This is a genomic window from Aliiglaciecola sp. CAU 1673 (genome assembly GCF_029223185.1).
GTDB lineage: Bacteria > Pseudomonadota > Gammaproteobacteria > Enterobacterales > Alteromonadaceae > Bowmanella.
On sequence record NZ_JARHUG010000011.1, the window covers coordinates 1 to 12,425 of the forward strand.

The 12,425-nt window shown below is 49.0% G+C and carries 12 protein-coding genes; 7 read left to right on the forward strand and 5 right to left on the reverse strand.

Annotated elements, in window-relative coordinates:
• Positions 1 to 164: 164 nt before the first annotated feature.
• Complete coding sequence (locus tag P2G88_RS11615; RefSeq protein ID WP_275796112.1) at positions 165 to 1,265, forward strand: hypothetical protein; 1,101 nt, start codon at positions 165 to 167, stop codon at positions 1,263 to 1,265.
• 483 nt (positions 1,266 to 1,748) lie between these two features.
• Here the strand turns inward: P2G88_RS11615 and P2G88_RS11620 are convergent, their stop codons facing one another.
• From P2G88_RS11620 to P2G88_RS11635, 4 genes are all read right to left on the reverse strand, one after another.
• Entirely contained in the window at positions 1,749 to 1,910 is a 162-nt protein-coding gene (locus P2G88_RS11620) for a hypothetical protein (protein ID WP_275796114.1), read from the reverse strand.
• Between the two features lie 505 nt (positions 1,911 to 2,415).
• Positions 2,416 to 3,138, reverse strand: coding sequence for a YebC/PmpR family DNA-binding transcriptional regulator (locus P2G88_RS11625; RefSeq protein WP_275796116.1), 723 nt, complete (start codon positions 3,136 to 3,138; stop codon positions 2,416 to 2,418).
• 86 nt (positions 3,139 to 3,224) lie between these two features.
• A complete protein-coding gene (locus P2G88_RS11630; RefSeq protein WP_275796118.1) occupies positions 3,225 to 3,779 on the reverse strand; it encodes a rhomboid family intramembrane serine protease in 555 nt (184 codons plus the stop codon).
• 90 nt (positions 3,780 to 3,869) lie between these two features.
• On the reverse strand, positions 3,870 to 4,292 hold the full coding sequence (locus P2G88_RS11635; RefSeq protein ID WP_275796120.1) for a flagellar basal body-associated FliL family protein: 423 nt from the start codon (positions 4,290 to 4,292) through the stop codon (positions 3,870 to 3,872).
• Positions 4,293 to 4,405: 113 nt separating this feature from the next.
• Between P2G88_RS11635 and P2G88_RS11640 the strand changes: the two genes are divergently transcribed.
• Complete coding sequence (locus P2G88_RS11640; protein ID WP_275796122.1) at positions 4,406 to 4,984, forward strand: hypothetical protein; 579 nt, start codon at positions 4,406 to 4,408, stop codon at positions 4,982 to 4,984.
• A gap of 66 nt (positions 4,985 to 5,050) precedes the next feature.
• Here the strand turns inward: P2G88_RS11640 and P2G88_RS11645 are convergent, their stop codons facing one another.
• Entirely contained in the window at positions 5,051 to 6,688 is a 1,638-nt protein-coding gene (locus P2G88_RS11645) for a methyl-accepting chemotaxis protein (protein ID WP_275796124.1), read from the reverse strand.
• Positions 6,689 to 6,861: 173 nt separating this feature from the next.
• On the opposite strand from P2G88_RS11645, the gene queA reads away from it, so the two are divergent.
• From queA to secF, 5 genes are all read left to right on the forward strand, one after another.
• Positions 6,862 to 7,896, forward strand: coding sequence for a tRNA preQ1(34) S-adenosylmethionine ribosyltransferase-isomerase QueA (gene queA, locus P2G88_RS11650; protein ID WP_275796126.1), 1,035 nt, complete (start codon positions 6,862 to 6,864; stop codon positions 7,894 to 7,896).
• A gap of 164 nt (positions 7,897 to 8,060) precedes the next feature.
• Positions 8,061 to 9,197: a tRNA guanosine(34) transglycosylase Tgt gene (gene tgt / locus P2G88_RS11655; protein WP_275796128.1), complete on the forward strand. Its 1,137-nt coding sequence runs from the start codon at positions 8,061 to 8,063 to the stop codon at positions 9,195 to 9,197.
• A 22-nt stretch (positions 9,198 to 9,219) separates the two neighbouring features.
• A complete protein-coding gene (gene yajC / locus P2G88_RS11660; protein ID WP_275796130.1) occupies positions 9,220 to 9,558 on the forward strand; it encodes a preprotein translocase subunit YajC in 339 nt (112 codons plus the stop codon).
• A gap of 67 nt (positions 9,559 to 9,625) precedes the next feature.
• Positions 9,626 to 11,470 carry a protein translocase subunit SecD gene (secD, locus tag P2G88_RS11665; RefSeq protein ID WP_275796132.1) on the forward strand — a complete coding sequence of 615 codons (1,845 nt, stop codon included), beginning with the start codon at positions 9,626 to 9,628 and terminating at the stop codon, positions 11,468 to 11,470.
• A gap of 11 nt (positions 11,471 to 11,481) precedes the next feature.
• The gene (gene secF / locus P2G88_RS11670; protein WP_275796134.1) at positions 11,482 to 12,423 is read left to right on the forward strand and encodes a protein translocase subunit SecF; all 942 of its coding nucleotides are present in this window, start codon (positions 11,482 to 11,484) and stop codon (positions 12,421 to 12,423) included.
• Positions 12,424 to 12,425 lie beyond the last annotated feature (2 nt).

The window sequence follows — 12,425 nt, forward strand, 5'->3', positions numbered from 1 at the left end:
GCAGGGCTTCTGCTTTAAACTCTTCGCCGTGGCGTTTACGGGATCTGGATTCTTTTGTCATGCTTCACCTCGATTGCGATTCTATCGCTTAACGAGGTGTCCAGTCTTGTTGGTATGGATCACACCATAAAGAAGAGTTCTTTAAAAAATATAACAATATATTCATGCATGTAGACGGTGACGATCTGGTAAAAACGTTGAGTCATGTACCTATCTTAAAAAATAATGATGGACTATTGTCGTTCTCATATCCATACATTTACTACTTCTTTGCGGCCAAAAAAATCGCTGAGGGTTATCAAACCAAGGTCGAAGTAAAGCAAGCCTTCAACAAGTTACTTGCTGGATTCCATCGTGAAGATTACTCGAATATTTTGGTCTTCATTACGCACCATTCAAAAGAGAAGTGGGTAACAGATGAGATAAATTCTGTTCTGAGTAAACTGTTTGAAAACCACAAAGAGTCCAGACTGACCAATGAACAATTGTCGTTTATGGATGATTTTCTAAGTCAAATTCCACAGTTGATCTTGGAAACGAAAGGAATTCAAGAAGCAAGAGATGAGAGAAATAAACAATTAGATAAAAATGATAGGGTAAAGAAAGATGATAGTATAGATAGTGATGAAGTTCCGTCCGATATTTTGGTAAGTATTAACAAAACGTTTAAAGGAATGGAAATATCTGGGCAAATTTTGAAAAATCGTCATGCAACACTAGAAAAATCAATTTTATTGTCGCTTGCTGAACATGGTACATCTACAGGCTTGAGGTTTTTGGACTACTTTATTTCAATTTCTGATAGCACTAAAGGCGAAATTATTAATGTAGTTTTGTCTCTTTTGAAGGAATCTAACGATATTTCAAATTCTGAACTTGAAGACCATGCTAAAAAAGCCTATTACCACTTGGTATACAGTGTCATAAATGCGGTTGTCAGAAAAATTTCTTCATCAGTAGGATCTCGCGAGGCTTATGAAATATATGTCGAGCTTGAAAAGAAATCAGACTCCCCAGCAATTACACTAATAAAACAAGCGATAGATTTGCAATTTAATAGAAACGTCGATTTCATAGAGCTAGAACGTACTAATTATAAGTTGAGAAATAATCCAATTTGTCAACATATCTTAAAAGAAATTATAGTTCAACATGTCTACATGTTCCCGACTGACTACAAAGAAAAGCAAAAGCTCGAGAATCTTTTCGGTATACCTGTCAAGCGCCAAAGGCAATTCGATAGCAATAAGAAAGGTAAAGGTTGAATAAGCAATAAACTTCGTTAGCTCTGCCATTAGCACTCAACGGTCCGAGGCGGAGCTTCGGAAGGCAGCACCGAGCGATTTAGAGTCGTTGGCATTCGTAACTGTGTCGGACTGCATTAGAAAAGGACCAGGTCTAAGGAATCTATATACTTGTATCATGTGCCTGCCAATACCAGATGTTGGTATTAAGGACTCAATCGTAATTTTTTATTAACGCAATTCAAAATCACATATTTTAATTACATGCAACGTCGACCAATATATTTAACATTTATACTCCCATTTTTTTCTGTTCTAACAAGTCAGCTCGAAATGGCTCGTTATAAAAGTAACGAATAACCCAAATATATTTCGTCATGTTTTGATCAACGTAGGCTGCGTTTATTAATGAATTTTTTTCACTGTCGTACAGTTCAATGTGAGTTATTTTAAATTTGGAGACACCTTCTGGTTGCGATACATTTGCGAGTTCAGGGCTGAGGATTACTGTTTTTTATCAAGTTCAATGTATAGCTTCCTGCCAACTTCGTTGTCGCCTTCTGACACAAACACGCAGGTGTTTTTATTAAGTGAAGATTTTGCAGATGCTGGAGCCATGATTATGGTGGCGACAATTATGGCTAACGTGAGAATTGGTCTTGCCATTTAGTATTCCTAAAAGTTGCTTAAATCAAGGTTTATCTAACGATACTGAGTATTAGAGCTAGGGGCAATCATATAGATTCGGCTCTTTTATGTGCACACTGAAAACTATTTTATGAATGCCTGCAATCGTAAAAGCTGACATAGGGTCCAAGATTTTTTAAGGTCCGCAATTGGCACCAAAACGGCCCTTACTGTTCACAGGCAAACAGCTTTGCCAGTTTGTCCCTGTGGAACGTTATTTATACCTCTATAAAAGCACTGCGATGTCGGCGGTGACATAAGCCGGTGTTCACTAAGCAGACCTTTCGCAACATGGATGTTGCGGCAGAGCCCCCATGGAAGGGTTCACGGCGTGTCTGTGTGGGAATACCGGCTTGTGGCACAGTGCTGACCTTCAGATTTACTCAACCTCTGTGATATGAAGTGTCAGATGGCGTTACGCCTAATCCCATTAATCAATAAAAAAGCCGCTGGTTAGCGGCTTTTCAATAAGAAATGGTCTTTCTTACTCTTCAATCTCGGCGTTGTGGTAGATGTCCTGCACATCGTCGCAATCGTTGAGCATATTCATAAACTTCTCAAACACCGCCACATCTTCACCGGTGATCTTGGCCGTGGTTTGCGGCACAAAGGTGATTTCTTCGGTTTCAAATTCGATACCGTCGAAAGCTTCGGTTAGCGCCGTTTTTATTTTGTAGAACTCGGTATGAGGGGCAAACACCGTGACCATGCCGTCTTCTACTTCAACGTCGGTTACATCGGCGTCGGCCATCATCAGCGCTTCCAGTACCGGTTCGTCATCCTCACCCTTAAAGGAGAAAATCGCCTGATGATCAAACATGTGCATGACCGCGCCAGGAGCACCAATCTTGGAGTTGGTCTTGGTGAAGCAGTTACGTACATCGGTGATAGTACGATTGTTGTTGTCGGTCAGACAGTCAACAATCACCATGCAGCCGCCGGGACCATAGCCCTCATAGCGGGCTGGGGTATAGTCTTCGCCACCGGCGCCTTTGGCTTTTTCAATGGCTTTTTCGACCACATGGGCCGGTACCTGGTCTTTTTTGGATTTTTCAATCAGGCGGCGCAGTGCCAGGTTAGTATCGGGATCCGGTCCACCGCTTTTAGCGGCCACATAGATCTCTTTACCGTATTTTGAAAACACCTTGCTCTTGGCGGCCTGGGTTTTTGCCATCGCGACCTTGCGAACTTCAAAAGCTCTGCCCATGGGAAATTCTCTCAGTTCTGGTTGAAAGGGGGTTGTCTACACAACAAAGCCGCAGATTCTAACGCCTTTGGCCCCGTTTTGACCAGTCAATCCCTCGAAGTTTCCGGCTTATACCACAACCGCGCCGCCAACAACCCGGAAAGAAAACCAAACAAGTGGGATTCCCATGAGATAAATGGCTGGCTGGGGAAGATCCCAAATAGCAAACCGCCATACAGCGCCAGTACTAGCATGGCGATAACAATTTTGATGAATTCACGGCTGAGAAAGCCGGCCAACAGTAAGAAAGCAAACAGGCCATAGACCAATCCACTGGCGCCTACATGCAGTGCGTTGCGGCCGAATAACCAGACACACAGGCCGCCAACTATGATGATGGTCCCGCACACCAGTAAATAGCGTTTTATGCCATAGTCCAAGACCAAAAAGCTAAACAATGCCAAGGCTAAAATGTTGGAAAAGAAATGACTTAAATTGGCATGCAGCCACGGGGCAAATAGCACGCCCCATAAGGCTTCGCCCTGCCGGGGAACGATGCCCAGTTGATTAAGGGAGCGGCCAGTCAATACATTGAGGAGTTCGATAAGGGCAAAGCTGGCCAGGATCCACAGTAGCACCTTGATATTTTGCTTATCGGTCATGTTTTTTCCTTAATAATGAGGGCGTTATAAGCCGCAGTTGCCTGACTCACAGGATAGCGTTGCAGATGCCATCCATCCAGTGAATACCCGCTACCTGTCCTCAGAGAGCATTTTTTGCCTGGTTTTCTCATCGATCACTAAATAGGTTTGAGGCTGGCCACTGAATTCCACCAGTAACTCGGTGACATACAGATCTTTCACCTTATTTTTCTGACCTAATCCGCGCAATTGTTGTAGCAATGCGGCTTTGACCTGATCGACGGCATTGTCCTTAATCAGATCCTTTACCCGAAAGGTTTTCAGGGTGGCCACCACCCGCTCCTGCGCTTCCAGGCCGTCCTGTAAATCCAGGTATTCCTGTTGCCATACCAGGCTTACGGAGGCAGTCAGACGGTGTTGGGCATCATTGGCCGGATTTACCGAGATACTGGGCAACTGTTGTACTTGTGCCGCCCAACCAGAGTAGCTGAATATTAGCAGTGTAAGGCCTAACACCTGTGATTGTAGTTGCATAGGAGTCCTTGTTTGTGTTTGGCTGTTTCTTGAGTTTCAGGGTCCATCAACTACCTTAAAGCAAAATTCCCGCACTGCAATTTCTGCAAAGAATTAAAGGCTAGGAGGGATCCATGGATCGTTTAAGAATGTTAAGCTGGGGCGCTTTTATGATTTTTCTGGGGGCGCTGTTCTATGGCGTTCGCGATCTTGGCACCCCCATTTTGGCTTTGGGCGCCAAACTCTACCTGTATCTGGCCTTTATCTTCTTTCTGCGTTTTAAAATGGCCCTGGACGATCACTTCTATTTTGGGGTGACCGCCATGAAACGGTGGCAATCGGTCAGCGGCTTCTTCGTCGGCGTGCTGTCTTGGTTCTTTTATATTTTTGCCGGCTATTCACTTTCGAGTATTGCAGATTCCTACTTGCTGTTGTTGCTGGCGATGGCGGTTTCAACCTTGTGGATAGTGGTTACGGCCATTAAAGACGGCTTTTACCGTGAGCAGAAAATTTGGCTGGCGACCAATGCTATCTATATGGGGGGATTGGGCTTTTTGCTCTGGTCTGAGAGTGCTGCCGAGGACACCACAGGTGAGTGGCTTGAGAGCCTGCTGCGCAGTGACGTGATTGCGGTTGGCGTGCTGATTTTACTGCTGGGCACGGCTATTATCGACTTTCGCTTGAGCAAGTCCATGGAGCATGCCGGGCATTGAAAGCCCTGCTGATATCAGGTTGTTAGATTGGAACGGACCATTGCGATCCGTTCCTTTCTCAATCCTTCAAGCGCCGCTCATGCGCAGTTTGGCAATCACACCGGCCATACGATCTTTGACTTCCAACAGTGTTTGGTTGTCATCGCTACAAGAGGCCGCATGCACACCATTGAGGGTGGCAATCTCGCCAAGTTCAACCAGGTTATCTTTGATGTCATGGGTGACACCGGATTGCTGTTGAATGGCGGAGGCGATATGCCCATTTAAGCGCACAATCTGCTCGATGGCAGCGGTGATGGTGCGCAAATGGCTGTCGGCCGCATGCACTTTTTCGACGCTCAGCTCGGTTTTTTGGCGACCTTGTTCGATGGCGTTAACCGCATTGTTGGTGCCGTTTTGCACGTTCTGGATCATCTTTTGGATCTCTTCGGTGCTTTGCTGTGTGCGGGCAGCTAAGGTACGCACTTCATCGGCAACCACGGCAAACCCGCGTCCTTGCTCACCGGCACGGGCCGCTTCGATGGCGGCGTTAAGCGCGAGCAGGTTAGTCTGTTCGGCCACGCTCTTGATTACGTCCAATACCGAACCGATTTTCTTGGCATCCTCGTTGAGGGTTTGGATCACCGCCGCGGTGTCTTGTATTTGCTCCGAGGAGCTGGCGATGGTGGCGATAGTATCCTGCATGGCATGGATGCTGATATCAGCTGCGTTATCGGCTTCTCTGGCCGCTTGAACGGCTTCTTGCGCATTGGCTGAAATTTCCTTGGCCATGACAGCCAATTGCTCAACTGAGCCTTGTACCGAGTCGGTGCCCTGGTTTTGTTCTTCCACCCCTTTGCTGATAGCGCCGGCACTGTCGACCAGGCTGTGGCACACTTTATCCAGGTCGGACTGGGTATGACCCATCTCGCCACAAATGTTCAGCAAATTTTGACGCAATGACTCGATAGCCCTGGACATACGGCCAATTTCATCTCTGCTGTCGATCAACACTTGTTTTTCGAACTCCCCTTTGCTCACGTTTCGCAAGTGGTCAATTAACGTTGTCATCGGTATGACAACTTGGCGGTTCATAAATAATGTCGTGATAAGTGCCGATAGCCCGATGGCGGCTAAAATAGCGATCAGGCTAAAGGTAATGGCTCGCTTGGAACCCTCTGCGCTCTGTGTACTCTTCTGAAGAATGATGTCATGCAGACTCTCACCCAAGGACTCCAGTAATTTGGTGGGACCCCGGTCGATACCGGCGACGGCGCTGTCACCGACTTTGTGGTCATAGCCTGAATCGACAAAGGCCTGATAGCCTTGCTTGTATTGCGCCAGTAGTGCTTGGTGCTGGCGTTTGAAGTCCTGCATCTGTGCGCGAATGGTATCTGGCACATCCATGCTTAAGAATTCATCACTGGCCTTTTGGATTTGGTCTTGCTGGCTCAGAAAGCTGTTCCAGTACTTGTCCCGCTGCGCTGCATCCCCCCCCCGAAGTAATACATTTTTCCACTCTTGCACCTGGCGCTTGAAATTCAGGTTGATGTTGTCAGACAGGGTCGTCGCGCTCACTTCAACTTTCATCAACTTGTCGTAGTCGCTTACTTCATCTGCCAGCAACCAGATGCTGACCATGGCGATAAGGCCCACAGAGAAAAAACCAAGACTAAGCAAGCCCAGTATTTTGGGGCGTAAACGTTGAAATTTGGCGGGGAGCATAGATACCTCTTGTCACTGCCTGTGCCGGGTTGGCGCGAGGCGCGCGTATTTTATCCTCAAAAGTAGTGACGCAATATGACAGAACTGTGACAGCAAGATCCAGAAAATCATGGAAAATTGCAGTCATCGCAGGCTGTCTTTAAAATGGCGCCTCCTAAAGCTAGGTACAAGCCATGAAAGTATCTGATTTTCGTTTTGAACTGCCCGATGAATTGATTGCCCGCTACCCTCAGGCCAAGCGCTCTGCTAGTCGTTTATTGCATCTAAATGGTAAGAGTGGCGCGTTGGATCACCGCCAGTTTCCGGATATTGTGGATTTGCTCAATCCAGGTGACTTGCTGGTGTTCAATAATACCCGGGTGATCCCTGCCCGATTGCTGGGACAAAAAGAAAGCGGCGGCAAAGTGGAAGTGCTGGTGGAGCGTATTCTCGATGAGCATCGGGTGTTGGCCCATGTGCGTGCCAGCAAAGCCCCAAAACCCGGCACCGTGCTGGTACTGGAACAAGAAGTCAGAGCCGAGATGATTGGCCGCAAAGATGCCTTGTTCGAGCTGAAGTTCCTCAATGCGGAGCCGGTACTGGCCTTGCTTGAACAATATGGCCATATGCCGCTACCGCCTTATATCGATCGTCCCGATGAAGCCAGCGATCGCGAGCGTTACCAAACGGTCTATAACGAAAAGCCAGGGGCCGTGGCGGCTCCTACCGCAGGTTTGCATTTTGATGATGACATCCTCGAGCGCTTAGCCAGAAAAGGGGTACACACTGCGTTTGTGACCTTGCATGTGGGCGCGGGTACTTTCCAGCCGGTGCGGGTGGATAATGTTCTTGAGCATCAGATGCATTCGGAATATGCCGAAGTGCCGCAGGAAGTGGTTGATGCGGTTGTGGCGACCAAGCAGGCCGGCAAGCGCGTTGTGGCGGTGGGCACCACTTCTGTGCGCTCCCTGGAATCTGCCGCTAAGGCCGCGGGCGATAAGCTTATCGACACCTTCTTCGATGATACCGACATCTTTATCTATCCCGGTTTTCACTTCAAAGTGGTGGATGCCATGATCACCAACTTCCATTTGCCGGAGTCGACCCTGATCATGCTGGTCAGTGCTTTTGCCGGTAAAGATAACATCATGAAGGCTTACCAACAGGCGATTGATACCCGCTACCGCTTTTTCAGCTATGGCGATGCCATGTTTATTGAGAAGCAATAGCAACACAAACGCTGCTTTCAGGGCAAAAAGGGTACAACACCGCGCAGGCTATCCGGTATAATCTGCGCTCATTTTGTACCAAGCCCACAAAATAAGTGGCACTTATATGCTGGACTTGGTATTTCAGCCTCGGACTGTTTTCCGACTAGCTGCGAAGGATTTTTATGAAGTTTGAATTGCTTAACACCCAGGGCAAGGCCCGTCGTGGGCGTCTGATCTTTGACCGTGGTGTAGTCGAGACCCCTGCCTTTATGCCAGTGGGTACCTATGGCACCGTGAAAGGCATGACCCCAGAAGAGCTGGCCGATACGGGTGCCCATATTTGCTTGGGCAACACCTTTCACCTGATGCTGCGTCCCGGCACCGAAATTATGAAGATGCACGGTGACCTGCACGACTTTATGCATTGGGACAAGCCTATCCTCACCGACTCTGGTGGTTTCCAGGTATTCAGTCTGGGTGACCTGCGTAAGATCAGCGAAGAAGGCGTGACCTTCCGCTCACCCATTAACGGCGAAAAAATTCTGCTGACCCCCGAGCGCTCCATGGAAGTACAGCGCGATTTGGGCTCAGACATTGTGATGATCTTCGACGAATGCACGCCTTACCCTGCCACCCATGAGCAAGCTGAAAAGTCCATGCAGCTGTCTTTACGCTGGGCCAAGCGCAGCAAAGAGGCGCATGCAGACAATCCATCGGCGCTGTTTGGCATCGTACAGGGCGGCATGTATGAAGATTTGCGTGAGGTGTCACTCAAGGGTCTGACCGACATTGGTTTCGATGGCTATGCCATCGGTGGTTTGTCGGTAGGGGAGCCCAAAGAAGATATGATCCGCATCCTCGATCATACCGCCCATCAAATTCCAGAAGACAAGCCCCGTTACCTGATGGGCGTCGGCAAGCCGGAAGACATCGTCGAAGCGGTGCGCCGCGGTATCGATATGTTCGATTGTGTGATGCCAACCCGCAACGCTCGTAACGGCCATTTGTTTGTGACGGAAGGCGTGATCAAGATCCGTAATGCCAAATATAAGACCGATACCGGTCCTTTGGATGAAAAGTGTGATTGTTACACTTGTAAAAATTATTCCCGGTCATATCTACACCATCTGGACAAATGCAATGAGATCCTCGGCGCTCGCTTAAATACCATCCATAACCTGCGCTACTATCAGCGCGTTATGCAAGGCTTGCGGGATGCCATTGAGAAAGGCGACTTGGATGGATTCGTCAACGAGTTCTACGCCCAGAAAAATATGCCGGTACCGGAATTAGAACAAACCGAAACGGCACAAAATTAATAATTACTAATAAGGGGAAACTATGAGCTTATTTATTTCCAACGCCTATGCGCAGGCGGCACCGGCAGGTCAGCAAAGCGGTGGTTTTGAAATGTTGATCATGCTGGGTATCTTCGGCTTGATTTTCTACTTCATGCTGTATCGCCCACAGGCCAAGCGCGTCAAAGAGCATAAAAACCTGATCTCTTCTTTGAGCAAAGGTGATGAAGTCCTGACCCAAGGTGGCTTGGTAGGTCGCATCACCAAGGTCAGCGATGACAAGGACTTTATGGAAATCGCCCTGAACGACAGCACCAACATCGTAGTGCAGAAGTCAGCGGTATCGGCTGTGTTGCCAAAAGGCACCATGAAAAACATCTAAGCCCTGACGGAAGAGGTGAGGCGAGTATTTCGCCTTACTTTCCCGTCTATGGACAAAGGATAAGGCAGTGTTAAACAAATACCCTTTGTGGAAGACGTTGATGGTGGCCCTGGTGATCGCCGTCTGCGCCCTCTACGCCTCACCCAACCTGTATGGTGAAGATCATGCCGTACAGATCTCTGCAGGGCGAAATGCCCAGATTGACGAACCGCTGTTAAACCAAGTCAAAGCGGAGCTGGAGCAATCCGGCATCACCTTCAAGAGCATCGCCCTGGAAGGAGAGCAAATTCTGGTGCGTCTGAATGACGGCGAAACCCAGCTTAAAATCAAAGAACAACTAGAGAAAAGTCTGGGCAAGGACTACGTAGTTGCCCTGAACCTGGCCTCGGCCACCCCGGATTGGCTGGAAAGCCTCGGCGCCAGCCCGATGAAGCTGGGTCTGGACCTTCGTGGCGGTGTGCACTTCCTGATGGAAGTGGATATGAATGCCGCCATTACCCGTGCCAAAGAGCAAATGGTGGATGATTTCCGCACCAGCCTGCGTGAAGAAAAGCTGCGTTATCGTCGCGTAGATGAAGCGGCTAATGGCGTGGACATCCAATTCCGCGACCAGGAGACCCTGGATAAAGCACAGACTTTCTTATCTACCAACAACCGCGACCTGCTGTTTTCCGACAAAGGTGACATGGTGTTGTCTGCGACCTTGTCTGAGCAGCGTCTGAAAGACATCCGCGAATACGCTCTTAAGCAAAACATCACCATTATGCGCAACCGGGTTAACCAGTTGGGTGTTGCCGAGCCGGTCATTCAACGCCAGGGCGCCGATCGTATCGTGGTGCAGTTGCCTGGTATTCAGGATACGGCCCGTGCCAAAGAAATCCTCAACGCTACCGCGACCCTGCAGTTCCGTATGGTGGACCTGGACCACGACGTGCGTGATGCCGTGGATGGCCGTGTGCCGCCGGGCTCACAGCTTCTGATGGATCGCCGTGGTCAGCCGCAGTTGCTGGAAAATCGCATTATGCTGACCGGTGATCACATTGTTGATGCCAGCAGCAGCTTTGACGAATATGGCCGTCCACAGGTTAATATCAAGCTGGATTCCGAAGGCGGCAACAAGATGTCGCAAGGGACCAAAGATAATATCGGTAAGCCCATGGCTACCGTATTTATCGAGTACAAGCCCAGCGCCGAAAAGGACAAAGACGGTAAGACTGTCTTTGAGAAGCACGAAGAAGTGATTAACGTGGCGACCATCCAGGCGCGGTTGGGGCGTGACTTCCGTATTACCGGTATCGACTCGCCTTCAGAGGCACAAAACCTGTCACTGTTGCTGCGTGCCGGTGCTTTGGTAGCGCCTATTCAAATCGTTGAAGAACGAACTGTCGGTCCAAGCCTGGGTCAGGAAAATATCGACTTGGGTATGCAGGCTATTTTCTGGGGCCTGGCGGTGGTGCTGATTTTTATGGTCATTTACTACCAAAAGTTTGGCATGGTGGCCAACCTGGCCCTGTTAGCGAACCTGGTGATGATCGTGGGTGTGATGTCGATGATCCCGGGCGCCACGCTCACGCTGCCGGGTATGGCCGGTATCGTATTAACTGTGGGTATGGCGGTAGATGCTAACGTGTTGATTTTCGAGCGTATTCGAGAAGAGATTCGCGATGGTCGCAGCCCGCAGCAGGCGATTCACCATGGTTATGACAGTGCCTTGTCAACCATTGCCGATGCCAACATCACCACTTTGATTGCGGCGCTTATCCTGTTCGCAGTAGGTACCGGACCAGTGAAAGGTTTCTCCATCACCCTGGCCATCGGTATCATCACTTCCATGTTTACCGCCATCATCGGTACCCGTGCCGTTGTTAACGCAGTATGGGGCGGTAAGCGCCTCGAAAAACTGTCTATCTAGGGGAAATGAAGATGAGAATTTTCGATTTCGAAAAAGAAATACCTTTCATGTCCCTGCGCTGGCCGGCGATGATCTTTTCGACATTGCTGGTCATTGGCTCCATCGTGTCGCTGGCAGTCAATCAGCTGAACTGGGGACTGGATTTTACCGGCGGTACCGTTATTGAAGTGGGTTATGAACAGCCTGCTGAGCTGAGTAAAGTGCGTGCACAGCTAAGTGAAGTCGGCTTTGCCGATGCGGTGGTACAGCATTTTGGTAGCAGCGAAGATGTGCTGATTCGTCTGGCTCCTCGTGAGGGAGTCAATGCCAACACCATGGGCGATCAGGTGTTGGCAGCACTGCGAGCCGACAATGCCAAGGTGGATATGCGCCGTATCGAGTTTGTCGGCCCACAAGTGGGTGAGGAACTGACTGAGCAGGGCGGTTTGGCCATGCTGGTTGCTCTTATCTGTATCCTTTTGTATGTGGCCATGCGCTTTGAATGGCGCTTCGGGTTGGGCTCGGTGGCCGCTTTGGCCCACGATGTGATCATCACTTTGGGCTTGTTCTCTGTGTTGCAGTTGGAGTTTGATCTGACGGTGCTGGCTGCGGTCCTGGCGGTAATAGGTTATTCACTAAACGATACTATCGTGGTGATGGACCGTATCCGTGAAAACTTCCGTAAACTGCGCAAGGGCGAGCCAGCAGATATTATCAATATCTCGCTGACCCAAACCATGAGCAGAACCATTATTACCTCCGGTACCACCCTGTTGGTATTGCTGGCGCTGTTTTTCAAAGGCGGTGCCTTGATCCATGGTTTTGCCACGGCATTGCTGTTCGGTATTTTCGTAGGTACTTACTCTTCTATCTACATCGCCAGTGCGGTTGCACTGATGCTGGGTATCAGTAAGGAAGATTTGATGCCACCAGAGGTAGAAAAGGAAGGCGCAGATCTGGATCCCCTGCCTTAAAA